We start from the raw sequence: 24,886 nt of genomic DNA on the forward strand, positions 1-24,886 counted from the left end.
TTTGCTTTAATTTTTAAGTATATTAACTGATAATCTTATGACAGGAATGGAACCTTGGGCGATATCAGCCGTTAGCGGTGTCGCCGCTATGTTTGTCCAAATCGGTGGTCAGGTTTTAGGAGGATTGGGCAAAACTCTGGATGAAAAAACCAAGAAGTTAATTTTTGATGCATCAAATCAATATCAAAAGAATTACGAAGAACGGCATGGCATTCTCAAAGTATTAGGAATGCGCGAACCTGTCAAGCTGGAATCACTTTATACAGCAGTACAGTTTTTAGATGATGATACTATTCATAATTTTGAATCTATTGAGAATTTAGAAAATTTTTATCGCAAAGCTAAAGTCCGAAGGTTTCAATTTCAAGATGATCGCAAACAAGAAGGAATAAAAGTTGCTAACGATAAGCAATATCTAATGGTTCTTGGTGGGCCTGGTGCAGGAAAGTCTACATTTGTGAGGAAGATGGGACTAGAAGCGCTCAAAGGTAAAAAAGGGGAGTTTAAACACGCCTGCATTCCAGTTTTTATCGAATTGAAAAGCTTTGCATCCAGCAATATCAATATTGAAACGTTTATTACTGAAGAGCTTCGTATTTGCGGCTTTCCATCACCAGATAAATTTACAGCCAAAGCCTTAGAAGAAGGTAAATTACTAATTTTGCTGGATGGTTTGGATGAAGTACCAACAAAAAACTTGACTGAAGCAATTAGCGAAATTCAAAACTTTGTTGACAAGTATGATCAAAATCGTTTCATTGCCTCCTGTCGCACGGCGGCTTATCGCAGTGGTTTTCGTCGCTTTAGCGATGTATCAATGGCAGATTTCGATGATGCTCAAATTCAGCAATTTATTTATAACTGGTTTCATTCAGATGCAGACAAGCAGCAGAAGACAGGCGAGAAATGCTGGGAGTTACTGCAAAAACCGGAACATAAAGCTGCAAAAGAGTTGGCGCACACACCTTTATTGCTGACATTTTTGTGTTTAATTTATGACCGTTCCCAAAGTTTTCCAGATAATCGCAGTGTTCTTTACCGGAAGGCACTGCGGATATTGCTAGAAGAGTGGGCATCAGAGAAGCGAATTCTCAGAGATGAGATTTATCAAGGACTACATACAGAATTAGAAGAGATATTACTATCAGAGATTGCTTATACAAATTTTGAGTCTGACAGGCTATTCTTTTCACAACGCGATATTGTTCAGCAAATTAAAACATTTTTAGCTAGTAATTTGAATGCACCTCAGCATTTAGATGGGGAATCGGTGCTGAATGCGATCGCTGTTCAACAAGGAATTTTGGTAGAACGCGCCGAGGATGTCTTTTCCTTCTCTCATCTAACGCTACAGGAATATTTAACAGCACAATATATTGATGACCATCGGCAAGTTGAGAAATTAGTTACTGAACACTTAATAGATAAACGCTGGAAAGAAGTGTTTTTGCTCGTAGTTGGGTTAATGCGCGGTGGTGCAGATGATTTGCTGCTGCTGATGGAAAAGGAAGCGCAAAAATATATTAATACCCCGAAGTTACAAGCTTTATTAAACTGGGTAGAACAGGTAACAGCTGGATCGCCAGGGGATTTTAAACCTGTGGGTAAACGCGCAGTTGCGATCGGTATGGTCAACGCTATGGCCATGGACAACGCTATCGCCATCGCCATGGCCATCGCCATGGCCAACGACAACACCTACGCCAAGTCCTACGCCAACGCCTACGTCATCGCCGACGCCAACGCCTACGTCATCGCCGACGCCAACGCCAACGTCATCGCCATCGCCAAGTCCTACGCCAAGTCCTACGCCATGGCCAAGTCCTACGTCATCGCCGACGCCAAGTCCTACGCCAACGCCCACTTCAAGGAGTTCATCGATCATATCATCATCGATGCTATCAACTACTCCAGTGAACTGGAAAAATCAAAAGTTTTCAATAACATCAATTTTACTGTGCTGATTGTTCAGCTAAAAGCACTGATAGCTAAAGTCCCCAATCAGCAACAGCCACAAGAAGCGCGTCTGGTATTTGCTGAACGTCTCCAAGAAACCTTACTTAATGCTTTGAATCTCACCCCTGAAATGGTCAATTTATCAGAGGAAGAAGCGAAAATACTCGGCGATTATCTCTACGTCAATCATCTCATCATCCAGTGTAAACAAGCAGCAGTGCGGGTGTTACCCCAAACCTGGGAAGCAATTGAGGCGCGGATGTTGTTGGTTCCATGTGATTAAGCAACAATAGGAAAATGAAAACATAGCCAGATAAACGCTGCATGAGTTCATTACAACAGGCTAAAGATACAAAAACTCGAACCTTTACAGTAATCTTGCACTGGCAAGAGGATATTTATGTAGCTGAATGTCCAAATGTGGGAACCGCCAGCCAAGGAGAGACGATAGAAGAAGCGATCAAAACTGTATTTAGAAGAGTTCTTGCTTGCTGAAGTCGCTACGCTAAAAGCTTTCATTAACAGAATTTGAGCCGTTGTAACAAACACTCAAGCTGTTGTTACTACAACTCCAGTTGTTATAAGTAGAATTAAAGCTGTTGTTACTACAATTTAAGCTGTTGTTATGAATGCCCAAGCCGTTATTACTACAACTCTTGTTGTGATAAGTAAAGTAGAAGCTGTTGTTATAAATGTTTAACTTGTCATAACAAACACTCAAGCTTTTGTTATGACACTAAGTCTTATCGTTAAGAATGCACAAGCTATTGTTTTCCCTCTTCATCATATATATCATGTTCTCTGTGAATGAAAACCTCAGATAATGCCTGATAAGCTTCAGTCCAAGCTGCTATCACTTCTTCTGTAGCTGCTTCCCCTAAAACATCTTTCATTGCTTGCAGTAAACTTTCTCCGACAATCGGATATTGCTCTGGTGTAACATGGGTTTGCACATGACGATGGGCAATCTTTTCCACCATCGATTTTAAAGCAGGTAGATTATCAATGTGGGTAGCATAGCTATAAACTGCTGTAGCCAACCTCGCAGGCTGAGAACCATTTGCTTGAGCAGACATATCAAATTGTTCTTTGATTTCTGGATGGTTGTGAAACATAATTTCATACATCCGAGTTGTGATTTGCTGACCGTTCTTTTCTAAAACAGGTGCTGTAGATTTGACAATATCTATTGTTTGTTGGCTAACCATAGTATCTTGAACCACTTGGAATGTTGATTAACTCCAATTTAGCGATTATTTCTAGCAGTTACTATGAGCTAGCTCAGTTAACGAGTAATATTATGTCAAAGCCTCTATACCTCTACAGCCAGAGGCATTGTTAAAAAATTGCCACAAAGATGAAAATGTCAGAATGCAACTATGTACATCGATAAGTTTATCAAACAATAATTTGACATGCATACTCTTGAAAGAAAGTCAACTAAAAAAGCTTGGGCTGGTGCGATCGCAGAACCGGCAAAAGAATTTCCCCCTACGCAATTGCCAATTATCTCTGGCAAAATTCCAGATGGCTTGCGTGGAACACTTTACCGCAATGGCCCCGCACGGCTAGAACGCGGTGGCGATGCCAACGGCGGGCTACGCCAACGTGTGGGACACTGGTTTGATGGAGATGGAGCAATTCTGGCTGTAAATTTTACCGATGCAGTTGCAACCGGGGTTTATCGCTACGTGCAAACCTCTGGCTATCAAGAAGAAGCCGCAGCAGGTAAACTACTCTACGGCAATTATGGCATGACTGCACCAGGGCCAATTTGGAATCAATGGCAAAAGCCCATCAAGAATGCTGCCAACACTTCAGTGCTAGCACTTCCAGATAAACTTTTGGCACTGTGGGAAGGTGGTAAACCCCACGCCCTCGATTTACAAACCTTAGAAACTTCGGGCGAAGATGATTTAGGGGGGTTAACTAAAGGATTGCTATATTCCGCACATTATAAGCGTGACAAGCAAACAGGGGAGATTTTTAACTTTGGCATCACCCCTGGACTAAATGCGACGCTGAATATTTACAAAAGCGATTCGACTGGTCGGATTATTCAACAAGCCGCATACCAGCTAGACGGTGTACCATTGGTGCATGATTTTGTTTTAGCAGGACAGTATCTTGTATTTTTCCTTCCACCAGTGCGGTTGAGTATTTTACCCCTGCTAATAGGGATAAACAACTATAGTGATTCGCTAGAGTGGCAACCTAGATTAGGAACTCAGATTTTAGTTATCGATCGCGAAACTCTATCTGTGGTGAGTCGTGGAGAAACCGAACCTTGGTTCCAATGGCATTTTGGTAACGGTTATGTAGATGCTAGCGGTTCTGTGATTGTGGATATCGCCCGTTATGATGATTTTCAAACTAACCAATATCTCAAGGAAGTCGCTACAGGTGAGACTCACACCCCAGCTAAAAGTACACTAACGCGAGTTCATCTGCATCCTCAAACTGGCAAAGTTACGTCAATTCAGCAACTATTAAACCAACATTGTGAATTTCCGAATGTACCACAGCAAAACGTAGGACAACCTTCCCGGTACACATATATGTCAACATTCCGTTCAGGAACAGATATTAGCCAAGAAGTAGTAAATGCGATCGCCCGCTTCGACAACAAAACCGAAACCCTCACCGAAGCAGACTTAGGAGAAAACCGTTATGCTTCAGAACCCATCCCCGTCCAAGACACCCAAAACCCCGAACAAAGTTGGGTACTAACCGTTGTCTACGATGGTAATTCTCATACTAGCGAAGTTTGGATATTTGATAGCGATCGCCTGGATGCCGAACCTGTTTGCAAACTAGGATTACCCAGCGTCATCCCCCACAGCTTCCACGGCACTTGGAACCCAGCCTAATAACCCCTTTGCGTTTCCTCTGCGTTAAAAAACATATCGCACTGGTCACTACATTACGCGGGTTAGAATAGAAGTAAACCTTATATACATTATCCTGATTAAGCAGAATTGCCCATGACCACTTCTAAACGCCACTACCACATCACTACCTTCGGTTGTCAGATGAATAAAGCTGACTCAGAGCGCATGGCTGGCGTTTTGGAAGACATGGGCTTTGAGTGGTCAGAAGATCCGAATAATGCAGATGTGATTCTCTACAATACTTGCACAATTCGGGATAATGCCGAGCAAAAAGTATATTCCTACCTTGGCAGACAAGCAAAGCGCAAACATGAGCAGCCTGATTTAACCCTCATCGTTGCTGGTTGTGTTGCCCAGCAAGAAGGTGAAGCACTATTGCGACGAGTCCCAGAATTAGACTTGGTAATGGGGCCACAACACGCCAACCGCCTCAAAGATTTGCTGGAGTCAGTCTTTGAGGGTAACCAAGTAGTCGCAACCGAGTCGGTTCATATTATTGAAGATATCACCCAACCGCGACGCGATAGCAAAGTTACAGCTTGGGTAAATGTAATTTACGGCTGTAACGAACGCTGCACCTACTGTGTAGTTCCTAATGTGCGAGGTATCGAACAATCTCGCACACCATCAGCTATCCGGGCTGAAATGGAAGAATTAGGACGGCAAGGTTACAAGGAAATTACTTTACTCGGTCAAAATATTGACGCTTACGGCAGAGATTTACCAGGAACCACAGTAGAAGGTCGGCATCTGCACAATTTCACAGATTTACTTTATTACGTCCATGATGTGCCGGGAATTGAAAGGCTAAGATTTGCTACTAGCCATCCCCGTTATTTCACCGAGAGATTAATTAAGGCTTGTGCTGAGTTGCCCAACGTGTGCAAACACTTCCATATTCCCTTTCAATCTGGGGATAATGAACTTTTAAAGGCGATGGCGCGGGGTTATACCCATGAAAAATATCGTCGAATTATCGATACCATTCGGCGATATATGCCAGATGCTTCGATTAGTGCTGATGCGATTGTCGGTTTTCCTGGGGAGACAGAAGCACAGTTTGAAAATACCCTGAAATTGGTGGAAGATATTGGCTTTGATATGTTGAATACAGCAGCATATTCGCCACGTCCAGGGACACCAGCCGCTTTATGGGATAATCAGCTAAGTGAAGAAGTTAAAAGCGATCGCCTCCAACGGCTCAATCATTTAGGAAACTTGAAGGTAGCAGAGCGATCGCAACGTTATTTTGGACGCATCGAAGAAGTTTTAGTAGAAGACCAAAATCCTAAAGATCGAACCCAGGTGATGGGGCGCACTGGCGGTAATCGTCTGACATTCTTCAGTGGCGACATCAAAGAATTGAAAGGGCAGTTAGTGAAGGTAAAAATTACCGAAGTTCGCCCTTTTAGTTTGACGGGCGAACCAGTTGAAGTGCGAGAAGTCATGCCAGTTTAATCCTGAGACTACCGCTCTTTTATCACTCTGGAAAAAGAAAAATCAAAAGACAGCAATTTGACTTATACCAATTTAATGTGAAGTTGAACATATCTTGATCCCCCTAAATCCCCCGATAAATTGGGGGACTTTGAATTCCCCCCTTTTTAAGGGGGGCTAGGGGGGATCGAATTCTATGCAGCTTCAGAAAGAATTGGTATTAGAGCTTTAGTTTTAAAACTATGGCTATAATCGTCTTTTTTACCGAAAAGTATTGTGTAGCAACAATATTTTTTCCTCTAGAGAGACTGATAAAAGAGCGTTGGGTAAATTTATCTCAGCCAGAGCAAACATTTGTGAATAATTTCTTAATTTAATTAGTTGCGGATAATGAATTCTGAGAATATACATAGTGTATGAACGCTGTAATGCGATCTAAGTACGTACTTGAGCAAAGACAAAGGACTTACTGAGAATGGTTAAAAATAAGAACTTGAGTTTGATGATTGCAGCATTAACACTATTTGGATTGAGTCCCTTACCAATAAATGCTCTAGAACAACGTCCATCTAAAGAAATACCTATAGATGAGTTCGTTAAAGAAACATTGCAATTTGCTCAAGTTGGCAATAATCAGATGAATGTGGCGTGGTATCTACCGTTAGAAGTGTTTGGGGCACCTCCTCAACCAGTACTCGTAATTGCAGTTGTCAAAGCAGAGATTTTATCTACTGACAGTTTTAAATTTGCTTCTCAAGTCGAAACTCAAAAAGGTCTAAAAGTTACATATACTGACTCTAGTGGTAAATCTATAGTTTTGGCACAAGCACCGAAAAATGATGACGTTGATCTTTTCATAACGGAAATGAAACCTTTTTTTACCAAACTTGCAGGCAAGTTTGGTGAAGGAATGTGGTTTCTTACATATAAAAATGTTGATGCTTCTGGGAAAAACATCGTCTCACCATATAAACCGGGAAAACTGAAAGTTTCTTTCAATGGAAAGAGTGGTACTCGGCAACCTGAATCTACAGTAGAGTTACCACTAAATTCACTCTTTGTTCCAAAGTTGTGTCCTAACGGGAAACCTGCACATATATCCTGGAAATATTGCCCGTGGGATGGCACTCCACTCACGGTTAAGTAATTATTTCTTGTTACTTTCCTCAAAGTAGGCTAACAAATTATTGCCAAGAGAAGCAAAATTTCACTGTCGTAATTTCTCTACCAGGCTTTGTACCGTAGATTCTGATTGCTGACGTGACACCGGCTTTTGCTGTCCAAAGCCATCAAACAATTCGTCCAGCTTGACTGTTAAACCCAAATACGGCCCGCCTGCGGAACGTGTCCCGGAAAAATCTCGGTCATCGACTTTACCAAAAGCATATCCAGCGGAAAGGCGTAGATTAGGAGTCAGGTAGTAACCTGTTTCCACCACAAAACCTGTCTCACTATAGTTAGATTGACCAATCCAGCGAACCTCACCAACTAAATCCCAGCTATATCCCAAACGATAAGTAGCTCGCAATTGTGCCAGATTAGCCATACTTGTGCCAACTAAATCGTTAGCTAAATAAGAAGTACTGTTACGCAAAGCATACTTCCCGTAAAATTCCCATTGCCAGTTAGGGGCGTAGATAGCTTCTAAAGCAAAGGTATGGTCTTGGGAACCGGTACCACTTCCTAAGAGAATGGTGTCAGGAATAATTGCCGGATTTTGGCGATATTCATAACGCAATAAAGCATTAAATTTATCGCTATTGGGGTCGCGGTAAGCTAAACCCAGCTTCAGGTTGGCGGTATCTCCTAGTCCTGAAAGCAGTTGATTGGAAGAGTTTGCTTGTTGATAGCGTACCAAAGCTGTCAGAGCCGGAGAAATTTTACCTGCGGCACCTGCGGTAATTACTGTATTAGTGCCACCAGAAGAGGAGCGATGTTCGTACCGAGCGCTGGCTTGAAACTGTGGATTATCAGAGTATTCCAACCCAATGCTGTAACTATCGCCACCATCAAATCCGATCGCAGATGCTGATTGACCAAAAGCGTAAGGTTGGGCATATTGTTGACCTGCGGCAGTTCGTGCAAAGAAACCTCCAAATACGTGTTCGTAAGCTAAGTTCAGCCGCAATCCCGAAGCAATAGTCCAACGATTATTCAGACCAATTGCTCCTTGGGTAGTAACTTCATTCGCACCACCCAAAATTGAGTAACGACCAGTCAAGGTGGTATCAGTACCGAGTTTGTGTTCGCCATTGACACTCAAGCTGGTGATGGAATTACCCGAAAATTGACCGCTAGTGTAAAACTGTTGGGCCAGACTGACACTGACACCAGGAATTACTCCCCAATTCAAACCTAAGATAGTACGGTCTGGGTAAACAGTATCTTTTTGGGAAGATAAGCTCAGTTCATTTTGGGCTTGGAAAGTCAGGTTTTTAGCTAGAGGCATAGAAAAACGCGATCGCAATTGATCGGAATTACTACTCAAAGCGTTAGTAGAAATCCGATCTTCCCGATGACGATGAATCCAATCCACATCAAAGGTAGCGCTACCCAAGCGTTGTTGAATCCCAGCGGAAATCGTCGTCAGAGAATTATCAACTTTGCTCCCAGGTATGGCCTCAGAACGGGGTGTAAATAGTTCTTCAAAGGTGTCTAGTGGTTGGGGAGCAATCCCAAAATTGTCTTCGCGATCGTATTGGGCCCTGACGTTGGTACTTGAGGTAAGTTTAGCTGTAACCTGCGCTCCATAACGGGTTTGTCCTGGGACAAAGCTAACAGTGGCATTATTGGCAAAACCCGTATCAGCAAAGCGATAATAGGCACGACCTTGAATCCCATTGATAATTTCTCCCTCAGCTTCCAAGCGATACGCATCACCGCTGACCTTTCCTACAACATCAGAATCATTATTGGAATGGGCATATTCTGCGATTAACTTACCCTTTTCACCCAAAGCTATCAACGCATCTGCACCGTAGAGTTGAAAGTCACGCACTCCGTGATTTTCTTGAACGTAAGTTGCTCCTACCCAACTTTCCTGGTTCAGCTTGCGGGAAAGGTTATATTGCAGACGACCAGCATAGATATTCCCATCAGAGTTTTGGCTGTCATATTGGTAGGTAACAACAATTCGGCGTACCAACACTTGTCCAGTCTGATCGATATCGGTGCGAAGAATCGGTTCGCGGAATAATAAAGTACCGCGATCGTAGTCGATTTCGTAGTCTGGGCCTCGGTTAAGCTGTTTGCGTTCTAGTACAGTCCCAGGACGATTGAGTTCTTCTAACTCGATAAAGACATTTTCACTACCTGCTTGTAGTAGCCTGCGAGAGAGGAAGTAATAACCACTGGTGCCATCGGGAGCAATGGTATCTCGTTGGAATCCTTCTAAATGGTCGCCATAGAAACCTGTAATTTGTAAGTTTCCTAAGTTGTAGTTAGCTTTAAAGCCGTGGAGTTGGCGGGTGATAGAAGTAAATTGCTGCGATCGCCGCGCAAATTCATCTGTGTTGTAGTCACCCCACATCGCATAATCAGGATCGGAGCCGGGGATACGAGTTGAACGCTCAAAACGTAAAAAGAAGCTGTCAATGGAAGGAGCAAGAACATCAACTTTAGAGCTATCGCCGTAGACAGGATAGTTTTGTTCGCTGGATTGGTAAGTTCTAAACAGACGATTATCGCAGTTGCAATCTTCATTGAGATTACGAGAACTGTTGTATGCGCCAGTAAATAACCATTCCCCGATCGCACCAGTGGCAAATATCGCTGAATGGAAATCTAATTGTGTGCCGTTATCTTTGTCGGGAGGGAGGAAATCACGGAAACTTCCGTAATAATTTGTACCTCTAGCCCCCAAACGTAAATCTATGACCCCAGTAACCAAACTCGGACGCAGTGCCGTTTCAAATTGCAATTGGGTAAAGGCTTCTAAATCATTAGCGATCGCGCGAATTCGGACAGTTTGAGCCTTGAGTTGCGATCGTAAAGTCGCTGTAAATTGTCCCGCTTTCGCCTCCACTTGAAATCCGGGTTCATCGGGTTTGAAGTCTTTCCCAACCAACTCGCCAGCACTAGGTATGAGGGTGACAACAGCATCACGGTTAGAGCGATTGCCATTTGCATCAATAAGTTGACCCCGGATTGTTGCTGTGGAACGCCCATCCGCTGGGATACGAGACTCTACCGTTTCCACCGTTAATTGCTGTGGCGCTCCCCGGACTGCGACTTGCACCGTTACAGGGGGTTCTGTTCCCCCAGCTACTTGTGCAGAGATGGTGTTATTGCCTTCTTTTAAGGAGACACCATACCATGTCTGCGTTACTGAGTTAGTGGTAGCATCAGTTTCCGTCCGTCCAACTAAGGAAGAATCTACCAACGCGCCATTTACCCGCAATTCCACTTGACTACCAGCGGGAAACTGCACAATTACCGTGGTAGCTTGTACATCTACAATGCTGTCAGCCGTCGGAGTCAGAATTTTGATTGTTGTGGAGATGGGGGAAGCAGAGGGAGTTTTCTCTTTAGCTTCGGCTATTCCTGCTATTTTGAGTAGTCCTTTAGTAGTCTGCCAAGGAAACTTTGCATGGTGGTTAGCAGAGGGGCAGAGGGGCAGAGGGGCAGAGGGGAAAGAACTTGTATAAGCCTCTCCTCTGCTCCCCTGCTCCCCTTCTCCTCTGCCGACCTCCACCCAGCAATTTTGGGTTGGCGAACTACTAGGTAAACCTACGGTAGTTGCTGGTTGAAATGGTTGTATTTTCGTTGGAAAAGCTTGCAACTGTGTCTCACTATCTTGCCGTTCTTCCTTCTTCTGATGTATTCCGGCTATTTTGCGTAAGCTTCTGGGTAAATCAACAGAAGTTGCAGGTCGAAATGGTTGTATTTTCGTTTCACTTGGCTGGATATTTGAAATTGAAGTATCAGTAGTTATTGCTGGAGAAGCCAAGGGAAGTTGCTTGTCGGAACTTCCCAAGAGATGGGGAGAATTTGAATCCATACTTTTTTCAGCAACTTGATTCCGATCTGCTTGATTTTCGGCCTGACTTTTCAGATCATCTGGAAAAACCAACTTCTGTTGTAGGGAAGAAGGAGAATTCAAAGCCTCTCCTAAAAGAGGAGAGAGGTTTTCCAGATCCCTTGAAAAATCAGGATCTTCCACACCCTTATCTGCTTGCGAAGGGGAATCGGGAAAAAAGAGGTTTTCACTAGTGATTTCTGCTTTGACTATAGCAGGATACAAAACAAGGCTGAGAGCTATTACTGGCATTGCCCCCATCAATTTCAGGTTAAATGTAGTTGCCCAGTGCAGTCTGGTTTTCATTTCTTGACTGGCTCCTGAAATGTGGGGGTGACACCGAAGTTCATGCGTACCAAGCCACCAGGTTCTAAATGCACCAAGCGAGATTGGCTATTCCGTTCGCGGAATTTTTTGTTGGGAGCTAGGGCGTAACCAGCTACACTGCTGAGGTCTAGTACACCTGTGTGGTATCCAGGTAAGACATTAGCTAAGGAGAACAAACCATTAGGATCTGTAGTGATGCGGTTACCGTCTTCTAGAAAAACCACCGCATTGGGTATCCCAGGCTCACCACGCTGTTGTTCGCCGTCAAAGTTTTTATCAACAAACACCCGACCGATAATCGTGCCACAGTCAGAAACGATGCCTGGACGAATTGTCAATTGGTGCGTTGCCGGGCCATCCTTGGTGCTAAAACGGTTATCAGCTCGTTGACCATTAACGATCGCACTATTACGACCATTACCACGTAGAGCATCGGCTGTTAATTGAGCAGCATAAGCAATATTCAGGACTTTATCTGTGGGAACTGTTACGTCTGTGCGGAATGTCACGGTGTTTCCATTGCGTTCCGAGGTCACAGTGACTGGTTGACCATCCAACTCTCCCCGCACAGATTTAGGCAAGAAGTTGAATCCTAAAGGTAGGTTGTCGGTGACAAATATATTATTTAAACCAGTATCAGCAAGATTTTTTATCGACAGGCGGTAGATTACCGTATCTCCAGGTTCAGCAGCAGCGCGATCGCCTGTTTTGACAATCTGTAACTGATTGGCTTGACACAAATTTGTGGTGAATTCAAAGGCTAATAAATCCAGTCCCACAGTTTCTGCATTGGGAACCAAGACAACTGTTTGCTCTATCCTGGTTTCGCCTGTGAGACTGATTGGTTGACCATCCAGAGAAGTAGCTACATATTGCACAACACCACCATTACTTTGTGTGCCACTGTTAGCCAGGATTTCAATCTTGACCCGCCGCTGTTTGTAGATAGAATTTGGTGGTGGATTAACTACAAAAATATAGGTTTTACCTGGATCGGTTTGACCCTTATTCGGATCGAGTAAGAAATTGTAGACACCCGCAGGGTTATTCGTAACGAAGTAGGGGTTACTATTCTCGGTATTTGGCGATTTACCGCCAGGAATATTGTTATTAGGAATATCGGGTAACTCTGTTCGAGTCAACGAAACCAAGCTTCCCAGTTCTGTCCCCGTTGGGTCGCTAGAGTTAGGTTCGTATACACCAACTGAAAAACCTGTATAGTCAGGTAAAATTGTGCCAGCGCAACCTAAGATTCGCCCTAATGGATCGAATAATGGGTTAGGAGTAACATCGATCTGACTAGAACTTCCTTGATATTGATAATTACTGGCAGAATCTGTATAACTATAAGTAGCTTGATTTATTAATGGCAAAGACGCACCCAGATTGTTAGTCTGTTGCGCGATCGCTGGTATAGATATAGTAGTATGCAAAAAACTTCCTAGGAGAACAGTAGCTGTTAACCGTCGCCACCAGCTACTGCTAGAAGTAATTTGCTTTTGGTTTTGAGGACGGCTCACTGAACATATCTCCTCTGGGATGCGAAGCTTCTCGTTAAGAAAAACACTTATTTATTTGTAGAAATCCAAAATTCTTAAAAGTCCGTCGCTACATTAATCCGATTTGATTTGTTAAATGTCGCGTGAGGGTTGTCCCTAGTAGAAAGGGCAAACGATCGAGGAAAAAGGACGACCCCAGTTTCAATCAACGCACTTGGGTTTGATAAGTCGCCTTGACTGTCGTCTTTGCTGAAACTGACGGAACCTGTAAACGGATGTGGGTGTAAGCAATGGCCGGCGCTGGTTTAGTTTCCACTTTGCCGTCAGCAAGAGTAACTTTAACGGTGGGATTTTCTCCAAAGCTGCGCCCACCATCAATGCTGTAAGTAATTTTTCCATTGTTAGTCACATTTGCAGATTTCAGGACATAGACCATTCCTTTGGGAATAGGTTGATTAAAAGTCAAATTCTTCACTGGGCGATCGCTCTTATTTTCGCCACTCAAGGTATATCGCAACACATCTCCTGGCCGCACCAAAACTTGACCTTTCAAAGGTTCCCATTTCTGGCTTTGCTTACCCTGCGGATCTTGAGCCACCACTTGCTTTTCTGCTTCTAAGCGCAATTGAATTTGCGCTTGAGTTTTGATATTTTGGGCGATGGCGCTTCCCGGAATTTGACCGACAAATGGAACTGTAGCAATCAGAGCGAACGCTCCTAAAACAGCAAGAGAAACACGCTTCATATAAATCACCTCAAAAAACTTTTAGAATGTTGATTGTTGACTTATCTTTCCCTGCTTTTGCTAAGAAAAAGTCACTCTCCTCTTTGCTTGCTATTTAGAGGTTGGGGGGGTGAGATATACTGCTTGCGGCGATAGCGCAACCAGAGGCTGCGCCAACGAGTCTGCGAACATCGAAGTCCCCAATCCCAACGAATTAGTTCACCTTGCGTTGGAAGGTAAATGTTCTTTGAATACCCGGTGCGATCGCGCCAGTTACACTATCTACATACTTGGTAATATCAGTGTTTACCGTAGTTCCAGTTTGGTCGATGCCAGAGGTGTTGGCTGGCTTACCACTGTAGAATTGGATGGTTGCAGTTCCAGAATCCTTAGCTGAACCAACAATGTTGCTAGTATCAATTTGACCGCTGGCATCGTTGTCTAATGCCCAGTTGTTGGGGCTTTGCGTACCATCTTCAATAATCACAACTTTGTTAGCATTCAAAATCACGTTGCCCGTTCCAGATTGAGGCTCGGAAATATTTGTGTACTGAATTTGATACTCAATAATGTTTCCTGGTGCAGGCTTCTTCGGATCGATACTGAATGTGCCATCATTCCCCTGAACTACAGGCCCAGTTCCTTGTAAAACTCGTGACTGTTTCAGCAGTTTTAGGAAGCCAGTGTAGACGCGATCGATAGTGATGTTGGATGAATCAAAGTTATTATCATTCCCACTATCCTTTATTCCATCAGCATTAGTATCCGTTGTGTAGTTGTCAATAGAAGCAGTGATGGGTACTGGGAAGCCTTTATTAATATCAGTGGATAACTGCGTACCTGGAGGTAAATCAACTTCCACACCATAGTTGATAGTTGCACCAGGAGCAAAATTGGGGATTGTAATTGCTGCACCAGGTGTTGTAAACGCTCCATTATTGTAGGTATAGACAGCAGACTGACTAGCGTAAGTAATAGTCACCTTCGTACCATTGGGTAAATCTGCTGGTAGCGTTGGTTCTATCTTCAAAAGGCCTGGCTCAGTACCACTATTCTTAACTGTGTTGGTGAAGCCCACTGACTGAGGATCGAGTGTACTACCAGGTACCGTACCAGCAGGAACCAGAGAAGATTTGTTTGTGAAGTCATCATTGGTCAGACCTGATGGCCCAGTAGCATCTGGTGCATTTTGCGGCCCGTTGAATACCGCTGAAGCAACAGGTGCTTGTACTGTGAAGACGTTTGCCTCACCGCCTGTACCAGTACCAGTATTGTTATTACCCGTGTCAGTTCCAGTTTCTGGAGTTGCTGGAGTGTTAATATAGCCATCATCAACGCTGCCGGGCGGTAGAGTATCGGGAATACCATCACCGTTAGTATCTGTACCCACAGGAGGTGTCATACTACCTGGGGAACCGTCGTAGTTGCTGGGATTTTGGTCGCCAGAATCGTCGTATACTGGAAGGTTGCTGCTAGGGGTTTGACCAAACAATTGAGCAATATTGGCGACGGTTAAGGGTGAAGTTGCAGTTGATTCAACAGCTAGCTGAATCGAGAAGCCGTTAACCGTTGTCCCAGGAGCAATGGAAGTAATAGTCGCTGGATTATTGATAAAACCAACGCGAGTGACTGAGGCCAGAGAGGCTGGTGCTGTCGTAGTCCAACTAGCTGTATTAGCATTAGTTGTAACTGGACTAATGGTATAGACAGTTTGCCAACCAGGAGGCGGAGTTGGTGCTACTGCCAAATCTGTACCCGCAGGAATCGCATCAGAAACCAAAATATAGTTGCCAGCAGCACCATTAACATTGATGCTTGTACCCGTCAAAGCTGCTGGTGTGATTCCCAGCCCTGTGGGATCGTTGGACTCAACTCGCAAACTCAAATCATAGGTCAACTTGTCATCTGTAATCGCAGTCGTGCCAGCATTGTTATAGCCACTGCGAACCTTGAGAACAGTAGCTAAAGCGTAGGTTTTGAGCGTTAAACCAACCTTAATTTGCTCGGTGGCGCTAGCTTCCCGTGTACCATTAACTGGTGCGCCAACCACCTCACCAACAACACTACCATCAGGGTTATCTACGGTATAAACGTCACCACCGTCTGGAGTTCGCGATTGATTTTGAGCATTACCAGGAGTATTACCAAGGGTAACGGTAATTATGTCATTGGTTTGAGCGCCAGCCTGTACGGTAACTGGCACACGCACCAATACCGTACCACCAGGCGAAACTGAGGGCGTGAATACCTCAGTACTAGTGATATTTAGCCAGGTTTGACCGCCGTCAACACTGTATTGCAGGTTATTAGGTGTACCACCATTTGGTAATGTTCCAGAAACTGTACCCGGCCCAGTTGTTGTAGCTAAGTTAGGAATCCGGAATTGGGTAGGGTCGTTACCTACGTTCGTCAGAGTGTAGGTGTAGATGAGTAAGTCACCAACCTGAACTGTTGTATTGGTAGGGCTAGAGGTGGCATCTGTGACACCAGAAGCTGTCACGGTAATACCAGCAACCTCTGCTACAGTAACAACGACCGTGTTAGAAGTGGCATTAATTGTTGTCCCTGGACTGTTGGGATCTTCGTATGTCGCTGTCGCGGTGTTACTAATAGATGTACCCGCAGTAGTCCCGTCAGCTAATACAGGTGCGAGAAATTGGAAAAGGCTACCAGTTAATAATGCTGTTGCTACTAGAAATTGGTAAAGTTTACGCTGCTTGTTGACAGATTTATTTCGATTTACCATAAAAGTAGTTTGTTTGTTTGCTGAACTTGTATCTTGGATTTTGAGACAGGATAAAGTTCGGCAATTCCTTAAAGAATTACCGACTATAGCTGCCCAAAACTTCAACGTTATGGGAATGCATATTTCAAGGAGTTAAATTATTGACATTCCTTGAAAATTATATTGAGGCAATAACCAGAAATAACTTGTCTACTTGTTTTACCCTTACCCTTGAGACTCAAGGCTGGCAATCGCAAATATGTGTAATTTATTACTGTATTTTGCTTGCTAAATTTTAGATGTAAATAGCAATGTAGCTTTTATGTCAAAAAAAATCTTCCGTATAAATAAGTAACTTCTCTAGCTATGAATGAGTGCACCAAAGCTGAAAAAGTAACTTTATTTTGGCAACACACATAGCAACTTTAGGGCTTTAAATCAGATTGCTTAAAATACTAAAACTTATATCTGAAAATACTTTTGAGTCTTTGTTGTCAGAAATACACAATCCTCTGTGGGGTTATTTAGATAAAAATATTGAAAGTTAACTAAGCGATTTAGCTCGCTTGAATGAGATAGTTATTTAAATATATGCAAATTATTCATAATTAAAATGCAATTTTATCATGCATTTAGTCAGTGTTAATGCTGCCTATTTGATGCTATTTTATTTTTTTATAACATTACCTGTGTAAGTGTAAATACTAGATAGAGGGATTACTGATATTAAAGTTTTACAAGAATCATTCCTTTCAATACCAAACATACCCGACAAAATTTGTCGGGTATGTTTGACTGGTATTTTTGCTCGTGTTAGTATCAGGCGACAGTGACAGACAAACAGGGAAAGCTAGTTTATGACTCAGGCAATCACAACCCAAACCAAAGCCAGCACTGCCTACTTTCAAGCCTTGAAGTGTAAGGAATGCGGCGCGGAATATGAACTCAAAGCCAGTAATGTTTGTGAGTTATGCTTTGGGCCATTAGAAGTCAAGTATGACTACAGCGCTCTGCGTCTCACTGTCACTCGTGAAACAATTCAAGCTGGGCCCAATTCAATTTGGCGCTACCGTCCCTTTTTACCTGTTGCAACTGACAATGTTATAGATGTGGGAACTGGTATGACTCCCTTGGTTCGTTCCCACCGTCTTGCCCGTCGCCTGGGTCTAAATAAGCTTTATATAAAAAATGATGCCGTTAATATGCCCACCCTTAGCTTTAAGGATCGGGTAGTGTCTGTTGCCCTCTCCAGAGCGCGGGAGTTGGGTTTCACTACTGTTTCTTGCGCTAGCACGGGTAATTTAGCAAATTCTACAGCTGCGATCGCAGCTCACGCCGGTTTAGATTGCTGTGTGTTCATCCCCGCAGATTTAGAAGCCGGTAAAATTATCGGTAGCCTGATTTACAGTCCAACCCTGATGGCAGTCAAGGGCAATTACGATCAAGTCAATCGTCTCTGTTCGGAAGTTGCTAATACACATGGCTGGGGTTTTGTCAACATTAATCTGCGTCCTTATTATTCTGAAGGTTCTAAGACGCTAGGCTTTGAAGTTGCGGAACAACTAGGCTGGGAACTACCCGATCATGTTGTTGCTCCTTTAGCATCTGGTTCGCTCTTTACAAAAATTTATAAAGGGTTCCAAGAATTTATCGAAGTTGGTTTGGTAGAAAATAAGAGCGTCCGTTTCAGCGGTGCTCAAGCTGAAGGTTGTTCGCCCATCGCCCAAGCCTTCAAGGAAGGACGCGACTTTATTAAGCCAGTAAAACCGAATACAATTGCTAAATCGCTAGCGATCGGCAATCCAGCAGATGGCATTTATGCTGTGGAGTTAGCTCAGAAGACTGGTGGTAACATTGAATCAGTCAATGATGCAGAAATTATTGATGGCATCAAGCTGCTGGCAGAAACCGAAGGCATCTTCACAGAAACGGCTGGTGGTACAACCGTTGCCGTGCTGAAAAAACTGGTAGAAGCTGGCAAAATCGATCCAGACGAAACTACCGTGATTTACATCACCGGCAATGGACTGAAAACCCAAGAAGCAATTCAAGGCTACGTTGGCGAACCCTTGACTATTGATGCCAAACTCGATAGTTTTGAACGTGCCCTAGAGCGATCGCGTACTCTAGATCGCTTGGAATGGCAACAAGTCCTCGTTTAGTTAGTAGTTATGAGTTATGAGTTTTTTATTCATAACTCCTAACTTTTAACTGTATTCCTAACTCCTCACTTTTAACTTTGTACTTCTATGGCTGTAACAGTTTTAGTTCCTACGACTCTTCAGAATTTGACTAATAATCAAGCTACTCTAGAATCTAACGGTAGCACCATTGCTGAATTGTTAGACTCCTTAGAACAAAGCTTTCCTGGTATTAAATCCCGGTTGTGCGATGATGAAGGTAAGTTACGTCGGTTTGTAAATTTTTACGTCGATAGCGAAGATATCCGCCATTTAGATGGTATAAACACAACACTTAAAGATGGCGATGAAGTAAGTATTGTCCCAGCTGTCGCCGGTGGTTAGGGACTTTCAGTTAAAAAAATATCCCGTCGTCGGGGCGCAAGGCCTTGCGCCCTGCTACTCGCAGCAAAGATGATGTAGCCAGCATTTCCAGATAAATATAGGTGGAAATGAGATTTTCTCCCATTCATCTTTTGGCTTAATTTGATACTAACTAAGTAATGCCGCACAACTTATCTTGTGGAACCTATTTTACTTGGCTTACTGTACAGCAATAATCTGAGCAAGTCTTTGTTGCCAAGACTCATTGTTATCAATAGTTAAGATAATCCGCTTGTAGGATTCATCTCGCAATTCAATAGTTAAATAATTTGTCTCTCGATTTACATACCAAAACTCTTTACCCCGGTTAGTGTAATAAGTTCCAGCTTTAATCACTCCAGGAACAAAGCTACCAGGGGCACGCAATTCTCGCCAATTACTTTGGGGTTCGGCTGTTGTAACTTGTTCAATATGGGCTAGTGATATTTCCCAAAGCTTATTCAAACGAACAGCTAGCAGTTGCTCTTTAAATGTAAATTCTATCTGCAATTTATCATCAACGATATTTAGGTTCATAAGTAATTATTAAATTATGTTTATTGTAAAATTTATAGCTGATAAAAATATCCAATTACAGAGAAATTAATATTTGTGTTTTATGGGTTAAGTATTTGGCGATTTGGCAGATTGTGATTAGAGTATCTTGATATATTGCATAAATTACCAAGATGTTTTTACTTATTATACAGAAGGCGGGCTAAACCCGTCTTTTTTATTGCTGATTATTTGGCTACGGCAGATTAATTTTATATTTTAGGTATTCTGCAATACCTGGTAAAAATGCATCAGGTTTTAAGATATTTGCACACACCCTATAGGAAGATGCCCAATGAATATAATCATTAGTAAATTAATTTGGGATGTTGTTATGCACTGGATTTATATAGGTTTGGTGGTGAGCCAAACCTTTTTTATATCTATTGAAAATATGGCATTGGGCATAAAAGGAGATATGTTGATTATTTATACCAAATTTATAACATTTCCCCATAAATCAATCTCTGCATCTTCCAAAGTTTTGAGCGCTGGCTTGCAGCGCATCCTGTGCTAAGTCGCAGATGCTTCTTATTATGTGAAACTAAAATTAAAAAGTAAAAGTACTCCGCAGAACGCCGATGGTAACTGAGTCACTATCTGGTGTTTGTCCAGGCTCCAAGATATGAATTATTCCTGGTGTAATGCTGATGTTATCTGTTAGTTGGAAACGATAAAATGCCTCAATTTGAGTGGTCGTGCCTGGTTGCCCACCTGCACGTCCTAAACCAGTATTGATAAAATCAGGAACATTATTCCCTACAGGTAAGTTGCTACTGGTGATTTTAGGAGGTTGACCAACATAAATTCCCCCCAAATTTCCTTTAGCAAATAAATCAGGGAAATTCAAAAACACCATATAATTTGTCGTCTCTACATGTCCCGATTGCCCAGGAATGTAAGATTTAGTATAACCACCCCATGCACCTGCACTAATGCGGGGAGAAATTTGCCAAGTTACTGTCGCACCCACGGCGTTAGTTTGCAGTGGTGCTGATTTTCCGGTAGTGGTATTAACTGTAGTTAAGCATTCATCGCCAACAAAGGTTAGTAAACAACCATCTGAAGAGTAATTGTTAACGTAGTACAAACTTAAATCTAGACTATCGGTTGGTGTCAGCAGCAATTGCACGCCTGTAGTGGTTGTCCCATCAAATAAACCGCTACCTTTACCGGGATTTCCTGGTTGATAACTAGTATAAATTGCCTGCAAACTAGCGCGTTTAGCAAATTGCCAATCAATAGCTATACCGCCATGACCGTATCCCATATTTAAAATTGGGTTTCTTTGGGCAAAATAAGACAACGGCCCTGTTGCAGCACTTTCTACTCGATTAGGGCCTCGAAAAGCAGCTGGCATACTTACGCCTTCTGTTCCCACCATTACTGCTAATTTATCTGTCACCAACCAATGAAAATTGAGGTCACTTACAATCAAGTTATCTGTAGGAAACTCGTAGCCAAGAAAAACATCATTTCGGGAAACACTATTAGTAAATCTAGGCGAAGTTTTTCCTCTACCATCTAAAAGACCTGTAAACAAGTAACTATTGGGAGTAATTTGACTAGTTAAATATAGTTGCGCTAGGGATATGACATTAGTGTTTGTCCCCGCATCATCTGTATCTTTTTGTCCATCTCTAGGATTAACATCACCACGATTGCTAGTCCGTCCTTGAATGCCAACAATTAGTAGTCCACTGAGTTTGGTTGTTGTTGAAAATTCGTAGGCTTCGATTTCAGCGGTTCTGGCTTCTAAACTATCGGTACGACCCCGTAAAGTTGCTAATTCAGCGGCAAATTGTGACTGCAATTTTTGTAATATTGCTAAATCTTCGCGAGTGACTAAATCGCTGGTGGCTGTAGTGATTAATTCGTTGACTCTATCTAAACAAGCATTCACACCAGCAGCAAATTCATACCGAGTTAACGCACGATTACCGCGATAGCTGCTATCTGGATAGCCGGCTATACAGCCATAGCGTTCCACCAAAGACTGTAATGCTTGGAATGCCCAATCGTTGGGTTGTACGTCCTTGAGTTGAGAAACCGATGTAACTTGCGCCATCGGATCTTCCGGAGAGGCGGGGTGAGATGAAGGAATAATATTATCGCTCTTAACTCCTAACTCCTGACTACTGGCTCCTGTCTCCTGAGTAGTTACTGTATTTATGTAATCTTGATTTATGTAATCTTGTGCTAGTGCTTTTTGTGCAACTCCATTTACTCCCGCAATTAGTAACCATGCGAGCATCCAAGTTTTGCTATGACTGCGGCTAATAAGTCTACCTTTCAACTTTTTACACTCTGCTCACATACTTAAGTGAAGAGTGTATTCGCGATCGTGTAGCATTCACATGGGGACATTTACGGATTTTGTCCCAAATTAGATTTAATCCTTCTGGGCAACTTCTGAAAGGGCGAGTATAACAGGGTATTAGGTAATAAAGAGTCGGGAATAGGGAAACAGGGGAGAAGTTGCATTAAATCTTTTCCTCTGCCTCTTGTGCCCAATGCCCAAAAATATCTACTGGATTGATTGAAAACTAATATGGCAAATCGCTCGCGCAAGCTGACGCCAAAAACCTCTAAACAAAATCAACCTCATGCAGGTATGGTGAAACGCGTCGTTAAAAAACCCCAGAAAAAGCTAAAACGGGGAAGTTGGTTGTCATCAATGCTAGCGATCGCAATTCTGTTGAGTAGTGCTAGTCTAATTATGGCTTTTGCCTGGATTAGCGTTCTCTTCATATTCAATCCAGATCGAGTAAGCTGGCTAAATAAAATTTTACCTGCATGGGCACAAATCCCCCTTGGTAACCACGAACTCCCCCTAACTCTCAAACAAATTCAACTCGATTTGAGTAAAAAAAACCAAATATTTGGGGAAACTCTACCTTTAAATCAAGATGCAGAAAACTCATTTTTACTGCCAGTTTTTCAACAGCGTGCTAATTGTCAATTTGATTGTAAAGAACTTGTTGAACTCAGGGTTTACCAGCGCTCAGAAGAGTTAGAGTTTAAATCTCAGTCAGAAAATTACTACTATCTAGCGACTCAATTACCTGTAACTGGGCCAGAAGAATCCTTTGTGATTTCTTCTTTGCTTGATGGAACATCAGAATCCCAGGATATCAACACTCCCTTACCTTTAACTCAAGTGCAACGCTTTGAAGGTGGGACACCATCACCAGGAGTTTGGTTTAATTTGCGGGGTCAACGCCAACAAGGAAGTGGTGCGATCGCTTATGGTTACATCATATACTACAATCCAGAACGCACCAACTTACTACAAATGTTGTCTTGGACGAGTCCTAACGGACAATTGCCCAAATGGCAGCAGGTAACTGGTAATGCTACTAAAGAGTTAGTTATTAATCAAACAGTAGCTTTAGAACCGCGCTTACAGGTTTACCAAGTCAAGTCTGTGAAGTTATTTCTCAAACCAATTCAATTGGAGGCAATTACCCTCAAATCATCATTCCTCAAGGATTCTGCATACCAAAACGCCCTATCAATTGCCCGTAGTGGACTGTGGACACCAGCCTTTGAATGGTTGAAATTTATCAAGAAACAGCACAAAGGAGTTTTGCCAGAGGCGGCGCAAGCGCAAATGGATTTGATTCGCTTGCATTCCCAACTTACTAAAACCCAAGCCCAGAAAAATTGGGCAAGTCCTAGTCAAGAAGCGTTGGCAGATTTAATTGATGGTCGCTGGGGGAAAGCTTTACAGGTGTTTGAGGCATCGCCACATAATGCCCAAGAAATTGCTACCCTACTCAAAGCTGATGAAAAACGGTTGTGGAATCGCACGGCGGCGGCGTTGCGGGTGAACCCAAATAGACTAGAGGTGCAAGCTTGGTTCGCTTTGATTTTAGCCGTTCAGCGGGGAGAAGAACATGCTAATTCTTGGTTGAAGGCGCAACCAAAAATTACAAAAGATGACCTTGCCTATATTCAAGCTTTGTTAGCAAGACTCAATGGTGAGGCTGCATCGCAATTATCATCTACTCACCCTAGTCAAATTATCGGTACAGTGCAACCGATTACTAAAGTTATCAACACCGAGTGGCTGCAACCAAATTCTCCAGCAGACCTGAAACTCACAGATAACCAAGTTTGGTATCAGGTGGAGGTGAGTGCATTTAATGACGGGAAAAGCTGGCTAAATTCCCCCTTTGAGAATTTGAATCCACCCAAAACTGATGCCGCCAAATTTTTCTGGAAAACTTTGGGAATTACTTCTGACCCTGAAATCCAGATTGTGGTTTGGTTGCCTAACGGAGAACAAAAAATTACTATAGCCGCTATCAAAGCGGTGCAATTACAGGGTAAAGTTTTGCGCCTATTAGCTGCTGGGCCAAAAATCCCAGAGAATCAAAATGATCTTCTCCAACCCAAACCTTTAGCTTTGACAAATGCAGCATTGGAATGGGTACAACCATCTCCCATTACTCTACAAGAACTACATCAACAAAATCCGTCAGGGGTCAAGGTAATTTTATCTAGTGTATGGCAATCTTTACAGCAATCTGGTGAAGTTCCGGCTGGCCCTATTCCTAGCTTTGAGCAGATGCAGGAAAATGTGGGCGATTGGCCCGTTCAAGTGATTGATTTAACAAATAACGCTCAACCAGAAATAATACTGACTATCTCAGCAGGAGCAATAGCATCCTTGAATCAGTCTACACCTGAAATTCAGGGGGAAAATACAGAGCAACACGGTGACCGGACTATAATTTTGTCTGATGGTAATAAAGTAATTTACACTGATTTTACAGGAAATAACCTACAAAAACTTTCAGCGATCGCCAAGCTTTCAGGCGTGCAATCCCCAGCTTTATTGGTAGAAAATGCTCATAACTACAGTTTGAGGCGCTGGTCAGAGAAAAATCAGCGCTTTGAATAGCACGCCCTTTACTAAAATCTAAATTAGAAAGGGGAAATAGCGTAGGCGTAGCCCGTCGTAGACATCGCTATCTACAAGATTGACTTATTCTTTTTGGTTGGTGTCGGCTAGACGTTGGTGCTTCAGGTTTTCTAACTGCTGCAACAGGGAGTCTACCTCTGCTTGTAAATGCAAAAATTTAGCTTGCTGATCGTCTTGATAATAAGACTTGGTTAACTTACTGACCCAGTTAGTCTGGGAATCGCGATCGGAAACACTAGATAAACAAGTAGACATCGCTAATTAAATCCACAAATTAACTCA

Annotated in this window: 17 protein-coding genes; 9 read left to right on the forward strand and 8 right to left on the reverse strand. The window is 42.8% G+C overall.

The window, feature by feature from the left end:
* The first annotated feature begins 37 nt into the window (after window positions 1–37).
* Entirely contained in the window at window positions 38–2,239 is a 2,202-nt protein-coding gene (locus V7L01_RS28625) for an NACHT domain-containing protein (protein ID WP_335040905.1), read from the forward strand.
* Between the two features lie 41 nt (window positions 2,240–2,280).
* Window positions 2,281–2,451, forward strand: coding sequence for a type II toxin-antitoxin system HicB family antitoxin (locus tag V7L01_RS28630; protein WP_335040906.1), 171 nt, complete (start codon window positions 2,281–2,283; stop codon window positions 2,449–2,451).
* A 269-nt stretch (window positions 2,452–2,720) separates the two neighbouring features.
* Here V7L01_RS28630 and V7L01_RS28635 read toward each other — a convergent pair whose 3' ends face one another.
* The gene (locus tag V7L01_RS28635; protein ID WP_335040907.1) at window positions 2,721–3,164 is read right to left on the reverse strand and encodes a globin domain-containing protein; all 444 of its coding nucleotides are present in this window, start codon (window positions 3,162–3,164) and stop codon (window positions 2,721–2,723) included.
* Between the two features lie 207 nt (window positions 3,165–3,371).
* On the opposite strand from V7L01_RS28635, the gene V7L01_RS28640 reads away from it, so the two are divergent.
* The 3 genes from V7L01_RS28640 (at window position 3,372) to V7L01_RS28650 (ending at window position 7,431) form a co-directional block, all read left to right on the forward strand.
* Window positions 3,372–4,826, forward strand: a complete 1,455-nt coding sequence (locus V7L01_RS28640; RefSeq protein WP_335040908.1) for a carotenoid oxygenase family protein — start codon at window positions 3,372–3,374, stop codon at window positions 4,824–4,826.
* 114 nt (window positions 4,827–4,940) lie between these two features.
* Entirely contained in the window at window positions 4,941–6,305 is a 1,365-nt protein-coding gene (miaB, locus tag V7L01_RS28645) for a tRNA (N6-isopentenyl adenosine(37)-C2)-methylthiotransferase MiaB (RefSeq protein WP_335040910.1), read from the forward strand.
* Window positions 6,306–6,759: 454 nt separating this feature from the next.
* Window positions 6,760–7,431: a hypothetical protein gene (locus tag V7L01_RS28650; protein ID WP_335040912.1), complete on the forward strand. Its 672-nt coding sequence runs from the start codon at window positions 6,760–6,762 to the stop codon at window positions 7,429–7,431.
* A 60-nt stretch (window positions 7,432–7,491) separates the two neighbouring features.
* Here the strand turns inward: V7L01_RS28650 and V7L01_RS28655 are convergent, their stop codons facing one another.
* The 4 genes from V7L01_RS28655 to V7L01_RS28670 all read right to left on the reverse strand — a co-directional run bounded on the left by V7L01_RS28655 (window position 7,492) and on the right by V7L01_RS28670 (window position 16,597).
* Window positions 7,492–11,607, reverse strand: a complete 4,116-nt coding sequence (locus V7L01_RS28655) for a TonB-dependent receptor (protein WP_335040914.1) — start codon at window positions 11,605–11,607, stop codon at window positions 7,492–7,494.
* Complete coding sequence (locus V7L01_RS28660; RefSeq protein WP_335040915.1) at window positions 11,604–13,148, reverse strand: hypothetical protein; 1,545 nt, start codon at window positions 13,146–13,148, stop codon at window positions 11,604–11,606. Before V7L01_RS28660 ends, V7L01_RS28655 begins: the two co-directional genes overlap by 4 nt.
* Window positions 13,149–13,332: 184 nt before the next feature.
* On the reverse strand, window positions 13,333–13,872 hold the full coding sequence (locus V7L01_RS28665) for a hypothetical protein (protein WP_335040918.1): 540 nt from the start codon (window positions 13,870–13,872) through the stop codon (window positions 13,333–13,335).
* Window positions 13,873–14,065: 193 nt separating this feature from the next.
* A complete protein-coding gene (locus V7L01_RS28670) occupies window positions 14,066–16,597 on the reverse strand; it encodes a beta strand repeat-containing protein (protein ID WP_335040920.1) in 2,532 nt (843 codons plus the stop codon).
* Window positions 16,598–17,433: 836 nt separating this feature from the next.
* Between V7L01_RS28670 and thrC the strand changes: the two genes are divergently transcribed.
* Window positions 17,434–18,738 carry a threonine synthase gene (gene thrC / locus V7L01_RS28675; RefSeq protein WP_322718389.1) on the forward strand — a complete coding sequence of 435 codons (1,305 nt, stop codon included), beginning with the start codon at window positions 17,434–17,436 and terminating at the stop codon, window positions 18,736–18,738.
* 87 nt (window positions 18,739–18,825) lie between these two features.
* On the forward strand, window positions 18,826–19,101 hold the full coding sequence (locus V7L01_RS28680) for a ubiquitin-like small modifier protein 1 (RefSeq protein ID WP_335040922.1): 276 nt from the start codon (window positions 18,826–18,828) through the stop codon (window positions 19,099–19,101).
* 198 nt (window positions 19,102–19,299) lie between these two features.
* On the opposite strand, the gene V7L01_RS28685 is transcribed toward V7L01_RS28680, so the two are convergent.
* Window positions 19,300–19,656: a hypothetical protein gene (locus V7L01_RS28685; RefSeq protein WP_335040924.1), complete on the reverse strand. Its 357-nt coding sequence runs from the start codon at window positions 19,654–19,656 to the stop codon at window positions 19,300–19,302.
* 313 nt (window positions 19,657–19,969) lie between these two features.
* On the opposite strand from V7L01_RS28685, the gene V7L01_RS28690 reads away from it, so the two are divergent.
* Window positions 19,970–20,191 carry a hypothetical protein gene (locus V7L01_RS28690; protein WP_335040926.1) on the forward strand — a complete coding sequence of 74 codons (222 nt, stop codon included), beginning with the start codon at window positions 19,970–19,972 and terminating at the stop codon, window positions 20,189–20,191.
* A gap of 33 nt (window positions 20,192–20,224) precedes the next feature.
* On the opposite strand, the gene V7L01_RS28695 is transcribed toward V7L01_RS28690, so the two are convergent.
* On the reverse strand, window positions 20,225–21,928 hold the full coding sequence (locus tag V7L01_RS28695; RefSeq protein WP_335040928.1) for an iron uptake porin: 1,704 nt from the start codon (window positions 21,926–21,928) through the stop codon (window positions 20,225–20,227).
* 297 nt (window positions 21,929–22,225) lie between these two features.
* Here V7L01_RS28695 and V7L01_RS28700 point away from each other — a divergent pair, with 297 nt between their 5' ends.
* On the forward strand, window positions 22,226–24,583 hold the full coding sequence (locus tag V7L01_RS28700) for a hypothetical protein (RefSeq protein ID WP_335040930.1): 2,358 nt from the start codon (window positions 22,226–22,228) through the stop codon (window positions 24,581–24,583).
* 84 nt (window positions 24,584–24,667) lie between these two features.
* Here the strand turns inward: V7L01_RS28700 and V7L01_RS28705 are convergent, their stop codons facing one another.
* Window positions 24,668–24,859: a hypothetical protein gene (locus V7L01_RS28705; protein ID WP_335040932.1), complete on the reverse strand. Its 192-nt coding sequence runs from the start codon at window positions 24,857–24,859 to the stop codon at window positions 24,668–24,670.
* Window positions 24,860–24,886 lie beyond the last annotated feature (27 nt).

Source organism: Nostoc sp. (genome assembly GCF_036917095.1).
In the GTDB taxonomy this organism is placed as follows: domain Bacteria; phylum Cyanobacteriota; class Cyanobacteriia; order Cyanobacteriales; family Nostocaceae; genus Nostoc.